The 21,807-nt window shown below is 60.8% G+C and carries 16 protein-coding genes and 1 tRNA gene; 1 reads left to right on the top strand and 16 read right to left on the bottom strand.

Annotation, left to right across the window (positions count from 1 at the left end; all coding sequences use genetic code 11):
* Nucleotides 1-61 precede the first annotated feature (61 nt).
* Both Q0I65_RS04285 and Q0I65_RS04290 read right to left on the bottom strand, forming a co-directional pair.
* Nucleotides 62-802, bottom strand: coding sequence for a MerR family transcriptional regulator (locus Q0I65_RS04285; protein ID WP_296060289.1), 741 nt, complete (start codon nt 800-802; stop codon nt 62-64).
* A gap of 477 nt (nt 803-1,279) precedes the next feature.
* Complete coding sequence (locus Q0I65_RS04290) at nt 1,280-2,770, bottom strand: replication-associated recombination protein A (RefSeq protein ID WP_296060292.1); 1,491 nt, start codon at nt 2,768-2,770, stop codon at nt 1,280-1,282.
* Nucleotides 2,771-3,380: 610 nt separating this feature from the next.
* Here Q0I65_RS04290 and Q0I65_RS04295 point away from each other — a divergent pair.
* Nucleotides 3,381-3,776, top strand: coding sequence for a hypothetical protein (locus Q0I65_RS04295; RefSeq protein WP_296060295.1), 396 nt, complete (start codon nt 3,381-3,383; stop codon nt 3,774-3,776).
* A 405-nt stretch (nt 3,777-4,181) separates the two neighbouring features.
* On the opposite strand, the gene Q0I65_RS04300 is transcribed toward Q0I65_RS04295, so the two are convergent.
* The 14 genes from Q0I65_RS04300 to Q0I65_RS04365 form a co-directional block, all read right to left on the bottom strand.
* On the bottom strand, nt 4,182-4,994 hold the full coding sequence (locus Q0I65_RS04300) for a UTP--glucose-1-phosphate uridylyltransferase (RefSeq protein WP_296060296.1): 813 nt from the start codon (nt 4,992-4,994) through the stop codon (nt 4,182-4,184).
* Between the two features lie 219 nt (nt 4,995-5,213).
* Nucleotides 5,214-8,054: a S8 family serine peptidase gene (locus Q0I65_RS04305; RefSeq protein WP_296060298.1), complete on the bottom strand. Its 2,841-nt coding sequence runs from the start codon at nt 8,052-8,054 to the stop codon at nt 5,214-5,216.
* A gap of 138 nt (nt 8,055-8,192) precedes the next feature.
* A complete protein-coding gene (locus Q0I65_RS04310; RefSeq protein ID WP_296060300.1) occupies nt 8,193-8,459 on the bottom strand; it encodes a hypothetical protein in 267 nt (88 codons plus the stop codon).
* A 485-nt stretch (nt 8,460-8,944) separates the two neighbouring features.
* Complete coding sequence (locus tag Q0I65_RS04315) at nt 8,945-10,180, bottom strand: LysR family transcriptional regulator (RefSeq protein WP_296060302.1); 1,236 nt, start codon at nt 10,178-10,180, stop codon at nt 8,945-8,947.
* A gap of 215 nt (nt 10,181-10,395) precedes the next feature.
* The gene (locus Q0I65_RS04320; RefSeq protein WP_296060305.1) at nt 10,396-11,808 is read right to left on the bottom strand and encodes an SLC13 family permease; all 1,413 of its coding nucleotides are present in this window, start codon (nt 11,806-11,808) and stop codon (nt 10,396-10,398) included.
* 79 nt (nt 11,809-11,887) lie between these two features.
* Nucleotides 11,888-12,709 carry a 4Fe-4S dicluster domain-containing protein gene (locus Q0I65_RS04325; protein WP_296060307.1) on the bottom strand — a complete coding sequence of 274 codons (822 nt, stop codon included), beginning with the start codon at nt 12,707-12,709 and terminating at the stop codon, nt 11,888-11,890.
* A gap of 19 nt (nt 12,710-12,728) precedes the next feature.
* Nucleotides 12,729-15,335 (bottom strand): molybdopterin-dependent oxidoreductase, encoded by a 2,607-nt coding sequence (locus Q0I65_RS04330; RefSeq protein ID WP_296060309.1) that lies wholly within the window; start codon nt 15,333-15,335, stop codon nt 12,729-12,731.
* Between the two features lie 177 nt (nt 15,336-15,512).
* Nucleotides 15,513-16,829, bottom strand: a complete 1,317-nt coding sequence (locus Q0I65_RS04335; RefSeq protein WP_296060311.1) for an MFS transporter — start codon at nt 16,827-16,829, stop codon at nt 15,513-15,515.
* 1,064 nt (nt 16,830-17,893) lie between these two features.
* Nucleotides 17,894-17,969, bottom strand: a tRNA-Ala gene (locus Q0I65_RS04340).
* Between the two features lie 191 nt (nt 17,970-18,160).
* A complete protein-coding gene (locus Q0I65_RS04345; RefSeq protein ID WP_296060313.1) occupies nt 18,161-18,499 on the bottom strand; it encodes a Veg family protein in 339 nt (112 codons plus the stop codon).
* Nucleotides 18,500-18,598: 99 nt separating this feature from the next.
* Nucleotides 18,599-19,660 carry an rRNA adenine dimethyltransferase family protein gene (locus tag Q0I65_RS04350; protein WP_296060420.1) on the bottom strand — a complete coding sequence of 354 codons (1,062 nt, stop codon included), beginning with the start codon at nt 19,658-19,660 and terminating at the stop codon, nt 18,599-18,601.
* 1 nt (nt 19,661) lies between these two features.
* A complete protein-coding gene (locus tag Q0I65_RS04355; protein ID WP_296060314.1) occupies nt 19,662-20,639 on the bottom strand; it encodes a flavodoxin family protein in 978 nt (325 codons plus the stop codon).
* 63 nt (nt 20,640-20,702) lie between these two features.
* A complete protein-coding gene (locus Q0I65_RS04360; RefSeq protein ID WP_296060316.1) occupies nt 20,703-21,338 on the bottom strand; it encodes a TatD family hydrolase in 636 nt (211 codons plus the stop codon).
* A gap of 27 nt (nt 21,339-21,365) precedes the next feature.
* On the bottom strand, nt 21,366-21,788 hold the full coding sequence (locus tag Q0I65_RS04365) for a hypothetical protein (RefSeq protein ID WP_296060317.1): 423 nt from the start codon (nt 21,786-21,788) through the stop codon (nt 21,366-21,368).
* Between the last annotated feature and the right edge of the window lie 19 nt (nt 21,789-21,807).

Consider the following 21,807-nt stretch of genomic DNA (forward strand, 5'->3'; position numbering starts at 1 on the left):
ACCCGCCCAAGTGGGACGGGTGCCGGCACGGGATGGCTGTGGTTGTTACGGCTTGGCGCCCCTAACCGCGCAGCGCCTCGAGCGCGTCTTTGAGGAAGCTGAGCGTCCTACGCTGGATGCCCGCGTAGAAGTCGCGGTCGTACTGCTTGGGGCCTTGCGCGCGCTGATTGGCGAGGCGCTTGAGGCCGGCGAGCGCGCCGGACATGCCGCCGAGGCGCTCGAAACGCAAGGCGAGCTCCCGGCCGCGCTCGTCGCCGGGCTGCACGCCATCGTGCATGGCCTCGATGGTGTCGCCCATGAGCTGGTGCCAGCGGCTGACCTCCTCGTGGGTGAGCTCCGGGACGCTGCTCTCGTCGCAGCCCTCGCCGTTGATGGCCAGCCACAGCACGTCCTCGCGGTTCTGCATGTCGCTGATGGCCTGGGCAAAGTCGCTCCAGCGCACGTGCTCGCTTGCAGCGAGCTGCTCTCGGAGGCTGTTGACGGTGCTGATGTTGTGCAGGACCTCGACGCTCTCGCGCTCAAGCTCGTGCATGCGGCTCTCGAGCGCACCGGAGAGCTCCCGGCGGTCGTCGAGCGCCTCCGCCTCCTTGATCTGCGCGAGCGAGAAGCCGAGGTACTTGAGGGTGAGGATGCGGTAGAGGCGTTCCTCGTCCTCGCGGGAGTACAGGCGCTGATTCTGCTCGCTTTTCGAGCTGGGGTGGAGCAGGCCCTTTTGGTCGTAGTACTGGATGGTGCGCACGGTCACGCCCACGCGGCGGGCGATCTCGCCGACGGTCATCAGGTCATCTTCATATACAGGCATGCCGCGTCCTTCTCGCACGTGTGATCATCGGATAATCCAACACCCTATTATCGCGCGTGACGCTACGTCACCGTCAAGCGCGCGGGCGGTGATTGCCGCCGCCTTGCTGCAACCAGATGGCGCCGACGGGCGCGAGCTGCTCGACGCGCTGGGGGTCGAGAAGGTGCCCTACGGAGAGCTCGACTGACGGTCGGGGCGATGGAGGCGGACCGCAGGCGCCGCGGCGAGGGGCCGCTGACGCCTTAGCCCCGCCGGCCCAGGAAACCGAATAGGCAGGGCCCTCCAGCCCGTCCGGATGAGCCCGAAAACCGACCCGGGCGGGCCGGCGGAGCCATGCCCGAAACTCAGCCGGGCGCCCCGGCCGAGGGCCCTCGGGGCCGAACCGGCCTGGAAAAGCGCAGAGCGGGCGTTTGCGCGCCCGTCCCGTTAGCTGTGAAAACGCCGGTTACGGCGCGGGTATTCGGCTACCAATGAAAATCAACCAGCTTCGCCGGCGGGGGCAGGGGCGTCTGCCGGATGTGCCGTTTGGTCGGAGGCGTCCGAAAGCGCCTTGTCCTCGGAGGAGGGCTTCCTTTCAGCAGAAGTAGCAGTCGCGTTGCGCTTCGACCCTCGCGAGGAATTGCCTTCCGCGGCGCGGCTTTCCGCCGTGCGGCCGAGCACCGCCGCGCGGTCGCGAGCGGCGGCATCCGCGCGGTAAGCTTCCCAACCCCGCTCGCTCGGATGGTAGAAGCAGCCGCGCTCCAAGCCATCGGGAAGGTAGCGCTGATCGACCCATCCTTCAGGGTAGTCGTGGGGATATTTGTAGGTTCCGTAGTTCTCGGATCCTGGGCGATGCCTATCGCGCAGGTAGTCGGGCACCTTGCGCGCAGGCCCGCGGCGAACCTCGGCGAGCGCCGCATCGATTCCCGCCTCCGCGGCGTTGCTTTTCGGAGCGAGCGCTAGGTATATCGCCGCCTGTGCCAGGTTAATACGGCATTCCGGGTAGCCGATGACCTCGGCGGACTTGAACGCGGCTTCGGCAATGAGAAATGCTTGAGGGTCGGCGTTGCCCACGTCCTCCGAAGCCTGGATCATCATGCGGCGCGCGATGAACTTCGGGTCTTCCCCACCGTCGATCATGCGCGCGAGCCAATAGAGCGCAGCATCAGGGTCGCTCCCGCGCATCGACTTGATGAACGCGGAGATGACGTCGTAGTGCATGTCTTTGTTCTTGTCGTAGGCGAGCGCGCGGTGGGGCGTTGCGCGGCGCACGACATCGACGCTGATGAGAACAGGCTTTTTGGGAGTGCCGGGCGCCACCATCTGCGAGGCGAGCTCGAGCGTGGTAAGCGAGGCGCGCCCGTCGCCCCCGGCGAGCAGCACGATAGCCGAAAGGGCGTCGTCGGCAAGCGCATAGCGCCCGGCGAGCCCGCGTTCGTCAGCGAGCGCGCGGCGAACGAGCTGCGCGATTTCCCCATCGGTGAGCGAGTGAAGCTCGACCACGCGGGAACGGCTGATGAGCGCTGAGTTCACTTCGAAGAACGGGTTTTCCGTGGTGGCTCCCACCAGCACGACCACGCGGTTTTCGACCGCATGGAGCAGCGCGTCTTGCTGACTGCGGTTGAAGCGGTGGATCTCGTCGACGAACAGGATGGTTCGAAGGCCCTGCATCGTCAGGCGCTTTTCCGCGGCGCTGATCTCGCGGCGCAGGTCGGACACGGTGCCGCCGATGGCGGACACTTCCACAAAGGTTGCCCTCGTGTGCTCGGCGATGACATGCGCAAGCGAGGTTTTCCCCGTGCCCGCGGGCCCGAAGAGGATGACCGAGCTTAAGCTATCGCCCTCGATGGCACTGCGCAACCAGCTGCCAGGACCGACCGCGTCGGTCTGCCCCACGACCTCGTCAAGAGTGCGCGGGCGCATGCGCACCGCAAGCGGCGCCACTTCCGCGCGGCGCTCGTTTTCCATTGCTGTGAATAAGGTTTCCATGCCGCGTATCATATCATGCGAACGTTTGTTTGCCCAGAGGTGAAGAGCGGGAAAAGAAATGGCCCACCGGAAAGGGAGGTCCGGCGGGCCCAAGGAGGGGATTAGACGGTCGGGGTTAGGACCGCCTGCTGCTTTCGAAAGAAGGCAACTGCAGGGTTCTCGAAGGAGGGGGGACCTTCTCACCTGCTGCATGCAGTATACCAACCACCCTTGAACCCCTTATGTTCGACACGTGGGCATCTTATGAATCAACCAGGGCTTTTGTTACGAGTTCGTTTCTTTTGGCGGCTCCAAGGCAAGCACAGAGCGCTCGGAGCCTGCGCGGCTTCGCCTCGCAGCTGCGACCATCGGACAAGCACTGGGCGCGCACAGAGAGCCCTCGCCGCGCATACGCCGCCTTCGCCGCCTGACGGAGCAAGCCCAGAGCGCGGGCGTCCGCTCGCAAAACTTCTCAATGGAAAACAATCTGAGGTGATAGAATGCTGGTACTTGCTTATCGAAAGGAAATCCATGGCAGAAAAGAGCGGTTGCACCCAGATCATCATTATCGCCCTCGGAATCTGTCTCGGCCTCGCGCTGTTCGGTCTCTGTGGCTAGGCAGCTCCGATTCATGATGAGGCGTCTTGGGCCGGCGCTGTTCTCGTGGAGCAACCTGCTCCCCCTTCTTGCCACCCTCGTTTACCTTATCAACAGGTTCGCCTTCTCGCTGGATTGCGTTCTGCCGTACGAATTCGCCAACTATCATCTCGCCGACCTTTGCGGCGGCATTGTTTTCCCCGCTTACGTAAATGTCTTGACCAGGACTGTTTCAGGCAGAGAGATTATCTGCGACCTGGGGTCTTCCCTCCTTCTCTCGGCATTGTGCGCAGTATGTTGGGAAGTCTTAGCTTCGTGCGTCCTGCATTTCGGCACCGCCGATCCTATCGACGCCCTCATGTACTTTCTCGGCGGGCTTGTCTATCTCGCTTTCTACAAGATTCTCCCAAGGGAGGGGAAGGTGGCCTAGCCGCAAGCGCCAGCGAACCCATGCCCTGCCCTTGGCAGCGTATGTCACTTTTTGAGGGAGGGTGTTCCTGACGGAAGCTATTTTTCGAGAGGGGGTCCTGCCAGAAATCGAGCGGTTTTCATCAACGGGAAGCCCTCGGAAGGCGTTTCCCCGCCCCTTGTGACGAGCGAACGAAAGCGGCGCGAAGAGTAAGGCCAGTTCAGCGGGTTTTGCTTCGCGGACGGCTTTCTCCTCCTCGCTCGAATTCTTCCCGAGATGATGAAAACCGCCCGATTTCTGGCAGGTCTCCCCTTTGAAAATGACAAGATTGAAAATTCAAGCTTGAAAAGACCGCCCCTTCTCGAGGAGGTCGCCCGCGCCCGCGGGTGCACCTCACTTGGGAAGGGTATCGCCGCCTGCGAACACTTACCCTTGCTTGCGCTCGAAGAGCACGTTGTTGGTGTGCAGCCAGCTTTCCACTGTGCCAGTGTCGAAGCCGTCTTCGGGATCGATTACGAGCGCGTACATCTCTTCCTCGCGCAGCACCTCGTCGAGCGCGTCGGTCAACTGGATTTCACCGCCCACGCCAGGCTTCACGTCGGCCAGAAGCTCCATGACGCGCGGGCTCAGCAGATAGCGGCCGAACACGGCCAGGTTCGACGGCGCATCCTCAAGCGCCGGCTTCTCCACGAGTGAATCGACCTTCCACACATCGTCGGAGAGCTTCTCGCCAGCGATGATCCCGAAGCGATGCACCTGGTCATCGGGCACGGGCATGACCGCAATCACGCTCGCCCCGCCGTGCTCATCCGACACCTTCTGCATCGCGGGAAGCATCTGGTTGTCGGGCACGATCACATCGCCCAGAAGCACGTAGAACGGCTCGCCCGCCGTCTTCTCGTGCGCGCACCAGATGGCATGCCCCAGCCCGAGCGGCTCCTCCTGGTACACGTAGCTCACATTGTAGTTGCCCACGCGCTCCACCTCGTCAGCGTAAGCATCCTTACCGCGCGCGCGCAGCGTGGCGACCAGGTCGGGGTCGGGCGTGAAGTGGTCCTCAATCGCCTTCTTGGAGCGGCTGTTCACAATGACGACCTCGTCGGCCTTCGACGCCAAGCCCTCCTCCACCACGTACTGGATGACGGGGCGATCAACCACGAGCAGCATCTCTTTCGGCTGCGCCTTCGTGGCGGGAAGGAAGCGCGTGCCCAAACCGGCAGCGGGAATAAGTGCCTTCATAGGAAACCTTTCTTCGCGAGGCAACATACAAGGAAAGCGCCCGCTCGGCGCTTTCCAGAAACTCACGGGACAGATTGTAGCACGAGGCAATTGAGCTGCCCGCGACGGCGGCGAACGCAACCCGAAGGCCACAAAGCCCAAACGCAACCCGGCCCGCTCCCCCGCCTTAGGGGAAGGGAAGCGGGCCGGGAATTAGCCGAAGCAACTCGCCAGCTTCTTCTAGCCTCTCATCGCTTCAACGTTCAGAATGATCTTCGCCATCTGCGCGCGGCTCGCGCTGTCGTGCGGGCAAAGCGACCTGGTGCCGTCGAGATTATCGACGCCCGAGATCACGCCGTTGGCAAGCGCCCACTTGATCGAGCTCGTCGCGAAACTGGAGACATCGGCCCAGTCGGTGATCCCCTCCTCGCTCGGCTCAGCGTCGACCCCGGCAATGCCGCAGCTCTTGGCGTAGCGCATCATAACGACGGCAAGTTCCTCGCGCGTAATCTCGCGGTTGGGCTGCATCTCGCCCTTGCCATCGACACCCGTGAGGATGCCGTTAGCGTAGGCCCAGTTCATAGCCTTCGTGTAGAAAGCGCCGCTTTCCACGTCGGGGAAGGGCGTCTTGTTGACGGAGTTCGCATCCGACGAGTTGTCGGCATCCGTCAGGGAGCCCGTTGGACACGCGCGGTACAGAATGGTCGCAACCTGCGCACGCGTCAGGGCATCATTGGGGCCGAAGTACCCGGTCGGCGTGCCGTCGGCATTCTTGTAGCCGGTCAGGTAGCCGTACTTCGCTGCCTCGTACACGTAATCGGTATACCATTCGGAACCATTGCGTGGCACGTCGATGAACTCGGCAACGTCATAGGTCTGGCGCACGATTTCGAACGTCGCCGTCGCTTTGCCTTCGTAGCGGCCGATGCCGGCAGCGGTGATGGTCGCCGTACCCAGGGTCTCGTTGTCAACGATGGACATCACGTAGTCGACGCTCTGAACGAGCAGCGTATTGCCCAGCATGAGGTTCACCACAGGAATGACCGGCTGGCCCATGTACACGTAGCTCGCGGCAAGCCCAACGAACTTCGCTGAGCTCATGTCGATCTTGCCCTCGGAGGGATCGGGCTCGACCTCGTTCGCCTTCACCTTGAACGTCTTCTCGGCAGTGCCACGGTAATCACCCATGCCGGTGAGAACGACGCGACCCGTGCCGGGAGCGTCGTTGCCCTCCACGACGTAGGTATAGTCGGTGCCCTCGGTCAGCTTCACGCGACCCTGGTAATAGGCGCGCGGCTCGATCACGATCGGCTCGCCCTCGTAGACGTAGGACGATTTCACGTTGTAAATAGCAACATTGGCCATGTCGTAGCAAATCTTGAACGACACGGGAAGGAACCCGACGTAGTCGCCGATTCCCTTGACGAGCGCCGTGGCCTCGCCCACCTTCACGTTGTGAGAATAGGTGACCGTGTAGTCTTTGCCCAGCTCAAGCGTCTTCTCACCATCGCGAATAGTCAGAAGCGGCTCAACGGCATCGCCTGTGTACATCTGGTCGGCGACAGGGTCGGCCGTGCAGCTGCGAATCGACGAGGTGTTGTCATTGTTGAAATTCTTGATCGCGTACTCGACGGCCGCCGCAGCGTCAATCGCGCCATGGCTTCCGCTCACAACGCCGTTGTAGTCGGGCTTGGTGCGGTCGATCGACCCCTTCACCGACGTCGCGGTCTCGTACACCGCTGTCTTTGCCTCGTCAACCGACAGCGAGGGCTCCACGCTCCAAAGAAGCGCAAAGATGCCCGCCACCAGGGGAGACGCCATCGACGTGCCGCTCAGGAAATAATAGGAGCTCTTGGAGTTGTTGTAAGTCGAGTAGATGTTCACGCCCGGCGCGGAGATGTCTTTGAACTCGTTGTAGTCGGACCATTTGACATTGCCGCCGTTCTTATCGAGCGCCGTCACGGAAACGCACGCGTCGAAATCGGAAGGATACGACGCATCGGTGAGTGGGTTGCCCCAGTCGTCGCCATTGCCGCCAGCCGCCACGGTGACGATGTCGTAATCGCTGGCGGCCTTGTTGATGAGAGACTCGAACAGCTTGTCGCCCTCATCGAGCCCGTAGCCGCCGAGGCTCATGTTGATCACATGGAGCCCCTCGACCTTGCCCAGGGACACGAGGTCGAACAGGTACTCGTACGCCTCGGCGAGCGTCGAAGTCTCGCAGCCAGGATCGTTCGAGTCGTCGAAGACCTTGATGGGAAGCACGCGCGCATTGAACGAAGCGCCCGCGATGCCCTTGGCATTGTTCGCCTCCGCGGCAACGATGCCGGCAACGTGCGTGCCGTGTCCGTGAACGTCGCCGTTCGGGTTGTAAGGACTCGTGATGGTTCCGCGCTCAGTGTGGTTGAAGGCGTCCCACATGTTGTCGGTGTCGAGATTGGCCGCAAGGTCCTCGTGGTTCACGTAGGCGCCCGTGTCGAGCACGGCCACGGTGACCGTTCCCTCAGCACGCGCGACGTCCCATGCGTTAAGGACGTTCGAGCCGTTGCTCGCGGAATCCTTCAGGTAGTACTGGCGCGACAGGCCCTCGTCGTTAGTCGTGGTCGCGAGCGGCTCGATGGCCGACTCCCCCGACGTCCCGGCCGACGTCCCAGTGGACAGGGACTCGTCGCTGGGCACGCTGTCAATCAGCTTGTAGGTGTAGTTCTTCTGCGCATAGCTCACGTAAGGCAAGCGGGAAACCGCCTCGATTGCCTGGTCAACCGTGCGATCGGAGGAAACTTCCGCCTTCAGCACCGTACCGATTTTGCCATCATCGATGACGACCTCGCTCGACTCGACGCCCGCCGAGCGCAGCGACTGGACCGAGTCGGTCGTGAAGCCCTCGACGCTCAAACCCGAACGCGCGGTCTTCGCCTCGTCAAGAACGACGAGAATCTCGCCGCCACCTTCCCCCGCGGCGACTTCATCTGCGAAAGCAGTTGCCTGCGCCGGGAAAACCGGGAGCAAGCCCACCGCGAGCACTGCCGATACCGCAAGGCTTACAACGCCCCTGGCGCGCTCCGCCAACGATAATCTCATGCGTGTTCTCCTGTTCACTCATCTGAATCGTCTCGCACGGGCGAGCCCCGCCCCGAAAAGACGGAGCCCGCCCGATGTATCTCATTGCCGCAAGAACCGATTATACGGTCCCTTCCCTGAGCTTTTGGTTCTCAGCTCCTAAAACTTGTTGTCTATCAGCAGCTTGTATGTCGTCACCAGCACCTTCGCTGCCTCGACGCGAGCGGTCTCGCCGTCGGGGTTGTCCGCGAACGTCGTCTCGTTGGCGGCTGCACCGTCAGGCTCCTCGCCGTTCACCATGCGATAGAGCACGAGCGCAAGCTGGCCGCGTGTGAGCGAATCATAGGCGCCAAACATAATCGGGGCGCCGCCGTCCTCGGGGGTGTATCCGCCCATGAGCCCCAGGTCAACCGCCTCATAGACCACGAAGGAGAACCATTCGCCCGAGCGCGGCACATTCTTCAGTTGAGATAATTATATGGGATTTAGTTTATTTTGAAAGAGGGATATAGTGAATCAAGAATTATTAGAAACCGCATGTTTCCCACTTAGCAAAAAGCGGATCCAACCCTTCCAGCGGACGATGCCCCCCAGCACGCGACGCCCTCCTGGCTCCGCCGTCTCCGCACGCAACCCCGCCAAGGCGATCCATCTTCTCGATTACTTCCTAACGAAGGAGGTCGCGGGATCGCGTGCGGAGATGGGCGGCAAAGCAAAGCGAATCTCCCAGCCCCCGCCCCATCCGCAGAAGGCGGATCGCCCGCCCCCCTGCCACACTCTCGTCATACCCCAAGCCCCCGCCACTTCGTGGTCAACTGGACGAGTTGTGCGCCGCGACGAGAACGGATTCTCGCAAAAAAGCAACGGGGACAGGGCGGGATGAAGCACCCGACCCCTGCCACAGCAGCGCCCTAGACTTCCATCTCGCGGAAAAGCGACATGAGATCCTTTTGGGAGTGAACCCCCGCCTTCTTGTAAATGCTGTAGATATGGCTTTTCACCGTGGCGGTTCCAATGGAAAGCTCCTCGGCAATCGGTCGCGCCGTCTTGCCAGCGAGAAGCGGCACCAGAATCTCGCCCTCACGCTGGGAAAGTTTGTACTTGCCGCAAAAACGTTTGCACAGCGAATCCATTGTCGAGGCGGAACGCGCCTCTTCAGCGCTCACCAACGTGATCTCGCTCGGCACAAGCGAGATATAGGGGGATGAGGCAAATTTCGAATAATAGGCGTTCAACTGCGCAAACAGCCTCTTTACCACAGGGCTTTCCATCACATCGCGCTTGGCGACGAACCCGACTTCGAGATAGTACGGTTCCTTCATCGGCACGACGACCGTCCCCTGCGCGCCGCTATCGACGATATGGTGGAACGCAGGAACGACCGTAATCGCCTGCCCCTTTTGAACCACCTGGTAGCGAAAGAGGCTATCCGCCGTCACCATGTAAATCGACGCCTTGCCGAACACCTTCTCGCACACGCGTTGGATATCGCCGCCCGAAACAACAAGGGGATATGACAAGATATCCGACTTGCTCAGAGAGGTCTTGCCCGCGAGGTCGGAGTCCGCAGGAACCATAACTTCGTCGTAGCTCTCAAGATACGGTTGGAACGCGAATCCCCTCGCGTACAATCGCTCGAGCAACTCCGAGTTGCGCTCCGTGTCCGTGCTGAAAAGACACAGCAAGCCTAACGCAAGGGCATCTTGCTGCGCCTCATCGGCAGCAAGAAGGGAATCGGCTATCTCTTCGTTGTCGCACTGGAAGAAGCGCGCGCTGGCGAAAGCTTCCTCGATGCTGTCCGTCAAAGGCGAAAAAAGCGCCGCATCGAAGGCGATGTTGTTTAGATAGAGGAGAAGGAGATCGCTCGTGCCGTTTTCCAAATCGCTCGACTGAATCCTCGCAACGCGCGCCTTCATCTCCTGCTCAAGCGCGAGAATCTCCTTGGCGTCATCGAGAAGGGCCTCGCCGAAACGCGTCAGGGCCATACCGTTGGGCTTCTTAGAGAAAAGCGTGCACCCCAGCTCCGATTCGAGGACGGAGATCGAGCGGCTCATCCCCTGCGGGGAAATGAAATCAGCGGCAGCGGCGGCCCCGATCGACCCCTTTTCCGCAACGTCAACGAAATGCTTCAAGTACGTTGTCTGCATAGCTCCCCCTCAGTAAAACACCAAAGGCCATCTTACTATGAAAGCAAAGACGAGCGACAAAAACGAGTCAGGGCGCAGCTCGCATCTGAACTGCGCCCTTAATCCAGATTAGGTTGAAGCAACCCGGGTCAAATCAGGCAGACCCGTGGGAATGCCAAGGCAGATTGGGAAAGCCAAGCTCTGGCCAAGCCAGTCAGCCAAGGTTGGCCGAATCGCTAGGCGAGGCCCATCAAAGCTGCCGTCGCAGGAGTGAGCGTGACCGTGATGATCACCATCACCAAACTGGGCGCCCAACCAACTTTCACCATGTCGCCGAAGGAGAAGTACTTGCGGTTGCTGGAGTAGGACAATAGCGGCACGCCATCGAGCGGAAGCATGAGGGCGATCGCCGACCACCAGGCCACCATCGCGCAGGTTGCGGCAATCGAGCCACCCATTCCGCCGATGATCGTCGCGAACGGCACGGCGATCAGGCCGGCGCACGCGGGACCTGCGGGGATGACGTTGTGCAGGATGCAGCCGATCACGGACAGAACGACCATAGTCACCACGAGCGGCCATGCGGTCATCGGCGCCATCACGGTGCTCACGACCCATTCCATAGCACCCGTGATGGAAAGCGCCGCCACGAGAACGTTCACAGCCATCATGAGCAGCATCATGCCCCAAGGGCTGTCAGTCAGGAAGTCGTCGAAGCGGATGGCCTCGATGCCGGGGAAGAACATGAAGCCGAGGGCGATAAGGCTCACGACCGTGATGTTGATCTCGGGAATCCAGGAGCTCGCAATCCACACGACAAGCGTGATCAGCATGACAGCGATGCCACCGACCTCATGGCGAGGAAGTTTCGGCAGCTCCTCGGCGCGCTTGACGCCGGAATCAACTGCGCTTTGGGAGAGCGCTTCGGGCTTGAAGATCTTGATGAGCGCGAACCAGCCCGCAGGGATGGTGATGACTGCCAGGGGCACACCGAACGCCATCCACTGGATGAAGCTGATAGACACGCCGAAGTTCTGCTCGATGAGCGTCATGGCGAGCACATTGATGATGCAGCCCGAAGGCGTCATGGCACCGCCGATTGCCGCCGCCCACGGAATGCCAATAGCGATGCATTTCGCGAACGCCGACTTGCCTCCGGTGGGTGTGTTGTTCGCATCGAGCACGCCGTAGGCAATCGGAAGCATAACGGCACACAGGGGCAGGTTGTCCATGAGCGTCGAGATCAGCGCCGTGACCACCATGAAGCCAAGCAGCACGCGGGAAGAGCTCGTGCCCGCCCACTTCAAGATCATGCCCGTGAGGCGCGTCGCGATGGACGAGCGGCCCACGAAGCATGCGAACGCGAAGCAGCACAGGTAGAAGATAATCGCGTTGTTAATCGATGCCGACCACGTTTGGTCAGGCGTCAATATTCCGAGCAACGGCAGCAAGCCGACCATTGCCCAGCCGGTAATCGCGATCGGCATGACCTCGGTGACCCAGAAGATAATGGACACGAGGAAGATGACGAGAGCGAGTTTCCCCTGGCCAGTAAGGCCATCGGGCGTTGGAGCAACAGCCACTAGCCCGATAACGATCAATCCAACAAGCACGATCAGGAAACGAACGAGAGCGCTTTTCTGCTTCATCGCGCATCGCCTCCCATCGTTTGCGAAGCCCAAGTAACCCCTTTGCACATAACTATCCTCCTTGTTTAACCGATTGGTTTTATGCCAGCGATTTCATGAACACGTCGTCGAACACGACATCGTCTGAGGTCGAGTCGGCGTCGAGGGTTGCGGGCTCGTAGCCTTCAGCCTCGATGTGCACCTTGCAGCGAGATTTCGCCGAGCCCTCGTACTTGAAGTCACCGAACTCGTCGGTCTCAAGCTCGGCAACCTGGTTGCCCGATTCGTCGACGATCTGCACCTTCGCGCCGATGAGAACCTCGTTCGCCTCGCGATCGGCGACCGTTCCGGCGATAAAGCGCTCAGCAGGGCGGTTGATGTAGAGCACGTGCGACCCCTTGCCTTCGAGGGCCTCAGCGACCTGCGCATCATCGAGCTCGTCGGCGAAATCTTCCACATCGCCATAGCGCAGGGCACCCGTTGCGCACGCATCGACGCAGCGCGGAGCCTCCCAGCCATCGTCGAGCAGATGCGCGCAGCCCGTGCACTTTTGCGGCAGGTCGAGCGCCTCGTTGTAGTAAATCATCCCAAGTGGGCACGCATCGACCAGCTCGCGATGGCCGCGAGCCTTCTCGGGATCGATGAGGACAATGCCGTCCTCGCGGCGATATACCGACCCGTCGGAGACAGCGTTCATGCACTCGGCGTTATCACACATGCCGCAAAACGTCGGCGTGTAATCGACCGAGACAACGGGCACCCGCCCGCGCTCCTTCTGATCGACCTTGCACCAAAACTGACCCGTCATCGGCTGCGGCGCGGCAATCGGGCGCCAGTCGTTGTCGCAGTGCTCGTCCTTGCAGGCGATCTGGCAGTTGAAGCACCCGTTGCAGCGGTCCAGATCGACAATGATCGATTTCATGTGATTCTCCCCCATCCTCTTACTGAGCCACGATGTAATCGCGCACGTCAGCGCCGTATTCCGGCTGGTAATTGCTGCGATTGAAGGCTTCGGGATACTTCTTGGCAAGCTCGAACACATCGACCTTCTTCACGCCTGCCAAGTAACCGCTCGTGACCTCGCCGCTCGCGTTCTTCGACGTGGTGTGCGTCGGGCAGATAAGGTTGATGTCGCCGCCGCGGTCAAGGCCGCCGATCCCGGCAACAATAACGTCGCTGTTGGCGCCATGGTCCATGTACACCACGCTCTCGCGCACGCGCTCGGTCACACGCACGCCGCCCAAAACCTCGCCGCGCTCGTTGAACACGCTCACGACATCGCCCGACTTCACGCCAAGACGCTCGGCGTCGCGGGGATTCAACCACACGGGCTCGTACGCATAGCCATCAGGGCCGACAACCTTGCAGGTCTCGATTTCGCGGAACCATTCCACGTCGTCGAACTCGGCATGCACGCGCCAACGCGGATGGTTCGACTCCACGAGGAACGGGTACTTCTTCGCGCGCTCACTCGACAGGCGATCGTCGTGGCCGTCTCCCGACTCGATCCAGTGGGCAACCGGCCCGCGCATCTTGTCGTCGGGGAAGTGCTCGGCGAGGCCGGTCGAGTAGAACTCGATCTTGCCAGACGGCGTCGTCATGGGGAACATCTCGGGCGACGACGCGAAGCCGGAAAGCCCCGTCATCATGCCTTCCCAATTCTCAACCGTCGGAATGAGCTGGTACTTGCGCTCCTTGAACGCCTCCCAGTCGCGTTCCTCCTCGGCGATGCCGCACGCCTCGTAACCTTCGCGAATCTGGTCCTCGGTGCTCTTGCCCTTGGTGAGCCGCTGCCAAAGGTTCTCGTAGCGCCCGCCGTACACTTCGAGCGCGCGAGCGACGCCCTGCACCGCTTCCCAGTCGGTCCGAGCCTCGCCAACGTGCTCGATGGCCTGCTCCTCGTAGATGACCGAGTTCCATTGCCCGCTATCGGCATCGGTGCCGAAGTCGGACGACTCGAATTTCGTGGTGATGGGAAGCACGATGTCAGCGAAGCGAGCGTCGTCCTCGAACCACGGCGCCTGCACGACGTAGCATTCCAGATTGTCGCTGCGCAATGCGTCGTAGTACTCGTTGCCGCCGTTCAGGCTGGTGGAGAAGGCGGGGTTGTCCGACCAGAGCATCTTGATGCCAGGCACGCCCTCGGGCGGGAACTCGAGCTTCTCGAACTGGTCGGGGCGATCGTTGGACGCGGTGCCATGCCCGTACCAGCTGAACTTCTCGCCGCGAAGCGCTTTGTGGATATGGCACTTCGCGATCTGATGATCGGGATTCGAGCCGATCACCCATCCGTTGAAGCACGCGCCCGTCGACGGAGCGACCTTCGAGGGAGGAATCGGGCTGCAGGATTGCATACCGAAAAGCGTCCACTCGATGAACTTGATCGTCGTGCGACCGGGGAGGCCGATTCCCTGCATGCACATGAGGTACACCTCGAGGCGCGCAGGCTCGGTCGCGAAAGCGGCGCGGATGAACGACCCACCGTTGCAGTGGCCGATCGAGACGTTGTGACGCGCCCAGTAGCGAGCGAGCGCCTTGATCTTGTACGCCGGAACGCCGCAGATGGGCTCCGCCCATTCGGGCGACTTCGCAACCCCATCTTCCTTCCCCAGCACGTAGTACTCGAACCAATCGAAGCCGATGGAGTGGGTGTCGACGTATTCCTTCTCGTAGGTTCCTTCCGTCATCCACACGTACGCGATGGCAAGCTGGAGCGCCGCATCGGTGTTCGGCAGGACGGGAATCCACTTGTCGGCATGCACGACCGCCGTGTAGTTCGCATCGGGGGCGATCGCGATATGCTTCACGCCGCAATCATCGAACCAGAAGGCAAGCTTGCTCGCCAGCTGGCCGCCCCAAGCAGACGTGGTCGTCTCGAGGTCGCAACCCCAGTACAGCATGGCGTCAGAATGCTGGGCGATATCCTGCGCCGTGTTGGTTGAGAAGGTGTTCTGCCCGACCGGGTCCATTCCCCATGCGTGCTTGGCGCCCCAGTACCAGCCTTCCCAGCTGTCGGGGTTGCGCGCCTGCACGGTGTAGCCGCCGCACAAGTCGAGCATCGTGGTCTGGCAGCCATGGCAGCAGTGCACCGCCTTGCTTTCCCCATGGCCGTCGGCCTGGCAGAGAATCGCGTAGGGACCGAACTCATCGTGAACGCGCTTCACCTCGGCGGCGATGAGCTTGCAAGCCTCGTCCCAGCTGATGCGGACGTACTTGCTCGTGCCACGGTTCTGCGTGTTCCGCTCGCCTTCCGGATCCCAATCGATGCGCTTCATGGGGAACGGGATGCGGTTCTTGGAATACGTGCGGCGCTTGTACACAAGCGGGAACGGCGGCGTCGGGGTCTTCATGCCCGGCTCGAACGTCTTGCCGCCCCTGCCCTCAAGAACCCAATAGTTCAGCTCTTCTTTGGTGTAATCGTTTTCGAAGCTCATGGGGCGAATGCGGACGAGCTTGCCGTCCTTCACATCCGCTGCAACCATGTTCGCACCGCCACCGCATGCCTCAAGACCGAGGTTGTGGACGACGGTTTTGTCTGAAGTCTTCATACGATTCGATACCTCCTCATTTTCCTCACTCGTTTTATCGGCAGCGTCGCTTCGTCAAGCCACGTGCCATACAGCTATGCGCATATTGCCTCGATGGAACTTTTGTTTCGGCCCGACGCAGGGGAAGGCCGGGCCGATGTGTGGAGTCGCCTCTTCTGGAGGGATAGCAGCCTGGAGCTACGCGTTGGCTTCCACCTCCGCAGCGTCCTGAGCCGCGCGCTCGGCAACGCGCACCTCATGGGTTTTGCGGTCGGATTTCACGAACACGATCACCAGAACCGCTGCAAGAAGGGCAAGCGGAGTTAGCACGAACTGGGCATTCGCCTGATAGCCGATGGAAGTGACGATCGGCGAGACGATGTAGCCGCCAACGACCTGGGCAACGCCGGTCGCAAATGCCATGGTGGCGAGCACAAGGTCGGTCTTCTTCGGCTCGGGAACCAAGACCGGCGCGATTGCGCGGGTACCCGTCGGGACAAGGGCTCCGGCGATGCCCATAAGGATGCAAGCGATCCAGGGGCCGGTCATGTCGGCGCCGTCGGTGTAGAAGAAGAAGAACACGCACACCGCAACGATCAGGTAGCCGCCCGCGACCATCCATTTGCGGAAGTTGAACTTGTCCGCGACGATGCCGAAGACGATGCCAAGCGGAATGGTGATGATGGCCGTCCAGTTAGGCAGCATGGACGAGTCGAAAACGCTCAGGCCCTTCATGTTCTGCAGGAACGTTGGATACAGCGTGTTGATGTTTGCCACGTAGACGAACACCCACACGAAGAAGCACGCGCAGACCATGAAGCCGGCGAGCATGAAGTTCTTGCCAGGGCGCTTGCGGCGCGCGGGATCGCCGTCGACGAGCTCGTTTTCCGGAATCGCCGGCATCTTGCAGCTCACGAGCAGCCAGACGATCGAGATGATTTCCATCGCGATGGACACATACCAAATGGGCTGCCAGGAGAACGCGATCGCAGCGCCGCCCGCCGCCTCGTAAATCATCGGGGCGGTGAAGAACGCGATGACGACGCCCATGGGGGTCCACTGAGACCAAATGCCCATCACGACGCCTTGGTCCTTCAACGGGAAAAGTCGCGGCATGATGTTCGGACCGATGACGCAAATAAGGCCGTATGCCACGCCCTCAAGCGTTCGCCCTACCAGGAAAATCGCCGTGTCGCCGGAGAAAGCGCAGATGAGCGAGCCGATAAGCTGGATGACCGAGGTGACGACGATCGAGAACTTCACGCCGAAACGCTGCATGACGAGCATGCCGGGGAACGCAAGAAGCATGCCCGCGATAGAGAAGACGCCCATGATCTGGGATAGCATGTCCACCGACATTCCCAGGTCGGCGCCAATGTATTGGATTGCCGGTGCAGCCTTGAACTGGTTGAACGTCGCCGTGAAGCCCAAGAAGAACAGCGCAGCGAAGCATATCCATCGCTCGCTTGGTTTCAGCTGGCGACTTTGCACGCCAAATGTTGATACTGATGACATGATTCCCCCTCAAAACAACAATCGAATCCCCTTTTGCCTTATCGCCCCTGTGCGATTCGGCTTCTTGATTGTTGCAGGGATAAGCCGGGGAATCCATAAATGAAGGTTGAGGTTCCGTCTCAACAAATGTTGCGACCTCATACTCGCATAGCGGAATGCCATACCCGAACTGGGGCGACAAGATGAGATGAATCACCCTGCATCTGCCCCACGCGGAGACGGGGCGAAGCACACGACCCCGCCCACATCCCCGCCATATCCCATGCCCCCGCCACTTCGTGGTCAACTGGACGAGTTGTGCGCTGCTATTTCTCAGAATAATCCAACTTGCTTTGAGCTGACCTGGGGCTTTGCTTTAGAAGGATGCCCCAAGCCGTCGCGAAGGGGGGAATCGGGCGAAAAAACGTCGCACAACTCGTCCGGTTGGCCACGAACTTGCCTCTCTGCTCCCGAAAGACCCTCCGGAGGGGTCGCGTCCCGATTTGCCGGGCATCGAGGGCCATCGCTGGAAGGCCGCGTCCCGGTCCGCGGCGCATCGAGGGCCGTCGCCGGATCCCTTCCCCCGCTGCCTCGCCGAAACTTTTTGAGGCGCGGCGATGAGAATGCCTTCTTCTTCGGAATCAGCTCGTCGTGGACAAAAATTATCGATATGTGAGGAGTTAGTTTTGGAAAACTTGACTTAGAGAAAACTGACCCGGGCAAACGAGAAGCCTCGCTGGGCCGTCCTCCCCCGGCGCCCTTTTCAAACTCACATATCGACGATTCCTGTCCACGATGCGGAGTTTTCAGCAAAGAAGGGAGGACCTGTCGCATCTCGCCGCACTAAGCGGCAGTATCACGAGCGGCATTTCACGATTGGAAAACGCTCCCGCGAAAAACTTCACGCGTCCTAAAATGCGTACAGAGGGAAGAAAAGCCTGCTAAGAGTCTGCTTTCCGATAGCAGAGCAATTGAAAAGCAAGGCCGCACTAGAGGATGCGCGTCCTGTCCTGTAGGCCGCTTGGCCCCAGATGGGGGCAATAAAAAAACAGGCCGGAATTGCTTCCGACCTGCTTGAGTTCCCATGGTGGAGATGAAGGGATTCGAACCCTCGGCCCCCACGTTGCGAACGTGATGCTCTCCCAGCTGAGCTACATCCCCACGGGTTTTGCGCTCTTGGCGCGTCGATAAATAATGACGGATGTTGCGCAGATTGTCAAATCAAATCCCGAGATGCTCAAATCGTCCACACAATACCGCAGCCGAGAGTGCAAGCAGGCAGCAATCTTCGCCCAAAAACAAGTATGCCCCGAACGAGTCGGGGCATACCTCCTTGTACCATGCGGCTGGTTTTAGGAGAGAACTTTTTCCTCGAGGATGACTTCAGTCTTCTCGGGAATAGCGTTGGGGTTCTCAATCTCGAACGGCTCGAAAAGCGGCTCGCCGTTCTGGGAAAGCTCCACCATACCCGTCAGAACGTCAACGTACTGGTAGGACTGGCGCGCCGTGCGACCGCGCTTGCGATCGACTTCCATGATGAACAGCTGCGGGTGAACCTGGGTGAGGACGCCTTCGCTTTCAACGATCTTGGAGCGCCCCATATTCGCGCGCACCTTCAGGCGCTGACCCACGAAATCATGCAGCGTGTCATGAATGGAGTCGACGATTTTTGCTTGCTGTGCTAAATCCATGCTGGCTCTTTCTCCCGCATATATAGTTATCTCGGTTGCGCATTGTATCACGGACGTCAATTTTCATGCGAAATCTCGCGATGAACGGCACAAAAACCGCTATAATGGGTTAGATTCCCTTCGTAAATACGCCTTCCCCAGCGCAATGAACTCGTCAAGTGAGAGTGTCTCACCGCGTCGTTTCGCATCAATTCCGCACTCATCGAGCAAATCGGGAATGCACCCGATGAAAGCCTTGCCGGTATTTCCCCTGCTCGCAAAATACGTCTTGAACGAATTGGAAATGGTCTTGCGGCGGCTCGCGAAAGCAGCGTCGGCCATGACGCACGTCGCTTTGAGAAGCGCGTCGTCGAGCGGAGCACCGTCGGCATCGCACACAGGCCTGCGATCGAGACGCAGAACCGACGAGTCGACATGCGGCGGCGGGAAGAAATTGTTGGGACTCACCAAAAACCGTCCCGCAGGCTCAGCGTACAAGCGCAGCTTCACCGTGTAGGCGCCATAGTTTTTTGAGCCCGGCTCGGCGCACATACGGTCGGCAACTTCCTTTTGAACCATCACCGTCGCGCTCTCGAGCTGGGAAAACTTCTGGAAGAAAGCGAGCACGAGCGTGGCCGCCACCGCATAGGGCAGGTTGGCCACGAACTTGTTGGGGAAAGAGCGGCGAGTACCATTCCCAGACCCAAGAGGGTGAGGGGCATACTTCGTGCTCAAACAGTCCTGCTTTGGCGAACAGTCCACTGGACTGTTCGCGTCGTGCGGAACTGCGCGCGAAGCACGCCCCTCACCCTCGTTCGAAACAGCGCACTTCGCCAACGCAAGATGCACTTCTTCCTCAGTCAATTCGAGCGCGTCTTTCGAGATGAGAGCAAAGCGATCGGCCCACGGCTCGAGCGTATCTTCGAGCACTGCAGGCAAATCGGCGTCGCGCTCGACCGACACCACGCGGCCCGCGCATTTCAACAGCGCAATAGTGAGCGTCCCAATTCCAGGACCCACTTCAAGCACGTCATCGAAAGCGTCAAGCTGCGCAAGCTCGACGATCTTCTGCAGAATCGCATCGTTGACCAGGAAATTCTGGCCGAGCGCATGCTTCGTCGAAAGACCATGCTCCTCCAGGACATCGCGCGTTGCCGCAGGAGTTGCCAAGGGGGAGAGCATATTAGCCACGGCTGTTGCCCTTCTTCGAGTTACCTTTCTTTGCGGCGCCCTTCGCTCGCGAGCCGCCCTGCCGGCCGCCTCTTTTGCCCTGAGCGCTGCTGGATTTGCGCGAGCCGCCGCCTGCATGCGACCCCTTCGGCATGCCGTTCGCGCCCACGGACTTCTGGCCGCCACCCTGACGCGACGCGCTCTTCGCATGGGACGATTTCGCACCACCCGCATCATCGAGCGAAAGCTTCGTGTGTGCACCTCCACGCGGGCCGCGCGACGATCCAGGTTCGGGCGAATCCTCTTCGCTCGAACCCGAAGACTCTTCCATCTGGGGGAACGCTATAATCGCAGCCCCGTCACCTTCTGCACCCTGCGCGGGCGCCATAGCAGAGTCACCAGCTGCGAAGAAGTCCTCGATCGAGCGCACCTCAGCCTCGGCCGCGATCTCGCCGTCGTTGTCGATCCTCCCCACCCAGTCGAACACGGTTTCCAGGCGGAACCCCGCAACAGCGAGTGCCGAGCGGACAATGGACACGAGCGCGGAAAACCCGTGCGGATCGCCGCCCTCGCCCACCACGTGCAGCACGGCCGGGCGCTTTTCCTCGGCGCGCGCATTCGTCCAATAATAAGGCTGCAAACGATCGAGCAGCGCCTTCAACTGCGACGGCGGACCCGCGAAATACACAGGGCTCACCACGGTGATCTCGTCCGCAGCGTCAATGAGCTCGTAGATTTCCTGCATATCGTCATCGATGGCGCACGGGGCGAAATCGTCGTCGAGGGCCTCCTCGCCAAACTCGACAAGCTTCGCGATATTGCCGCGACACGCATCGCAGCCTGTGCACCCCGCCACGTTAAGCGTGGAAACCGGTGCAAGCGCAAGCTCGTCATCGGGGCATTCTTCAATGCAGGTCTCGAACAGCATATTGGCCAGGTGTGCGCTTCTGCCGTTCGTGCGCGGCGATCCGACGATGATAAGACGATTCAAAATTTCCCTCCCGAGCGCAGCGATATCAGTGCGCATTGTACTATGGCCGCGCGACGCGGCAGGCTATTTCCCCAGCTGCCATGCGGTAGGCGGGCGGTTCAGCATGCTCTCCGCGTTCGTGAGCACGCGGCGGAACAAGGCCAGGCGCTCCTCCCCCTCCGCGCCGCGCACATCCGCGAGCGCGCTCTCGGTGAACACCACCATGGCGGGTTCGCACACCTCGCCGCGCAACGGCTTCGGCGCCATATACGGGGAGTCGGTCTCCACCATGAGCTGCATCTCGGGCACGCGCGCCGCAGCATCGCGGATATCGTCGCCGTTGTTGAAGGTGAGCGCGCCGCCGAACGTGACCGAGCAGCCCGCTTCGATCCACGGCTCCAACGTTTCCCAATCACTCGTGAAGCAATGCAAGATGCAGCCCGCCTCGGGCCATCCCTCGTCACACATGATGGCGAGCGCGTCGTCGTGCGCCTCTCGAACATGCAGCATCACGGGCAGCCCCGCCTCTTTCGCGATGCGCACCTGCGCGCGGAACGCACGTTCCTGGTCCTCGCGCGGCGAGAGGTCGTAGTGGTAGTCCAGCCCGATCTCGCCCAAACACGACGTGCGCTTATCGTGCAACAGCGCACGCAGGCGCTCCTCGATTTCGGGACCCCAGTGCTTCGCGTTATGCGGGTGAAGACCGGCTGCGATGCGCATCCGCGGCACGCGCGGAGACGGCTGGCCTCAACAGCGGGAGAAAAGCCGCTGCATGGAAAGCGCGGCCTCGTGGTTCCACTTCGAGAGGCTGTCGTAGGTGGTCGTGCCGTCCTCGTAGACGTCGACCACCGTGCACATGAAACCCACCCCATGCAGGCCCGCACGGGCGAGCGCGAGCCCGGGGTTTTTCTGGTACTGCAGATGACAATGGGCATCGACCGCCAAAACGTCCAGGTCAGGCGTTTCCACAATCTTCCATTCCCCGTTCTTCTTCCGCTTACGGAACAAGCTGTCGAAGAACTCGGGCTCGGTCGGCTCGTCCGTCGCGGTCGGCTCGGTCGCAGCGATCGGCTCGACGGCCTCGGTCGCAGCAGGCATCGCGGTCGGCTCGCCCGCCGTTTGCGCGCCAGCCGCCTCGAGCGTCAACGCTTCAGGTGCGGTCATGCCCATGTCGCTCATCTCCAAAATC

Origin of the sequence: uncultured Ellagibacter sp., from assembly GCF_934643285.1 — a bacterium.
In the GTDB taxonomy this organism is placed as follows: domain Bacteria; phylum Actinomycetota; class Coriobacteriia; order Coriobacteriales; family Eggerthellaceae; genus Ellagibacter.

What these genes read in the sequence shown, in the direction of transcription:
- Q0I65_RS04285 (WP_296060289.1), bottom strand. Translation starts at nt 802, where the DNA reads ATGCCTGTATATGAAGATGACCTGATGACCGTCGGCGAGATCGCCCGC.
- Q0I65_RS04290 (WP_296060292.1), bottom strand. Translation starts at nt 2,770, where the DNA reads ATGGAAACCTTATTCACAGCAATGGAAAACGAGCGCCGCGCGGAAGTG.
- Q0I65_RS04295 (WP_296060295.1), top strand. Translation starts at nt 3,381, where the DNA reads ATGATGAGGCGTCTTGGGCCGGCGCTGTTCTCGTGGAGCAACCTGCTC.
- Q0I65_RS04300 (WP_296060296.1), bottom strand. Translation starts at nt 4,994, where the DNA reads ATGAAGGCACTTATTCCCGCTGCCGGTTTGGGCACGCGCTTCCTTCCC.
- Q0I65_RS04305 (WP_296060298.1), bottom strand. Translation starts at nt 8,054, where the DNA reads ATGAGATTATCGTTGGCGGAGCGCGCCAGGGGCGTTGTAAGCCTTGCG.
- Q0I65_RS04315 (WP_296060302.1), bottom strand. Translation starts at nt 10,180, where the DNA reads ATGCAGACAACGTACTTGAAGCATTTCGTTGACGTTGCGGAAAAGGGG.
- Q0I65_RS04320 (WP_296060305.1), bottom strand. Translation starts at nt 11,808, where the DNA reads ATGAAGCAGAAAAGCGCTCTCGTTCGTTTCCTGATCGTGCTTGTTGGA.
- Q0I65_RS04325 (WP_296060307.1), bottom strand. Translation starts at nt 12,709, where the DNA reads ATGAAATCGATCATTGTCGATCTGGACCGCTGCAACGGGTGCTTCAAC.
- Q0I65_RS04330 (WP_296060309.1), bottom strand. Translation starts at nt 15,335, where the DNA reads ATGAAGACTTCAGACAAAACCGTCGTCCACAACCTCGGTCTTGAGGCA.
- Q0I65_RS04335 (WP_296060311.1), bottom strand. Translation starts at nt 16,829, where the DNA reads ATGTCATCAGTATCAACATTTGGCGTGCAAAGTCGCCAGCTGAAACCA.
- Q0I65_RS04345 (WP_296060313.1), bottom strand. Translation starts at nt 18,499, where the DNA reads ATGGATTTAGCACAGCAAGCAAAAATCGTCGACTCCATTCATGACACG.
- Q0I65_RS04350 (WP_296060420.1), bottom strand. Translation starts at nt 19,660, where the DNA reads ATGCTCTCCCCCTTGGCAACTCCTGCGGCAACGCGCGATGTCCTGGAG.
- Q0I65_RS04360 (WP_296060316.1), bottom strand. Translation starts at nt 21,338, where the DNA reads ATGCGCATCGCAGCCGGTCTTCACCCGCATAACGCGAAGCACTGGGGT.
- Q0I65_RS04365 (WP_296060317.1), bottom strand. Translation starts at nt 21,788, where the DNA reads ATGGGCATGACCGCACCTGAAGCGTTGACGCTCGAGGCGGCTGGCGCG.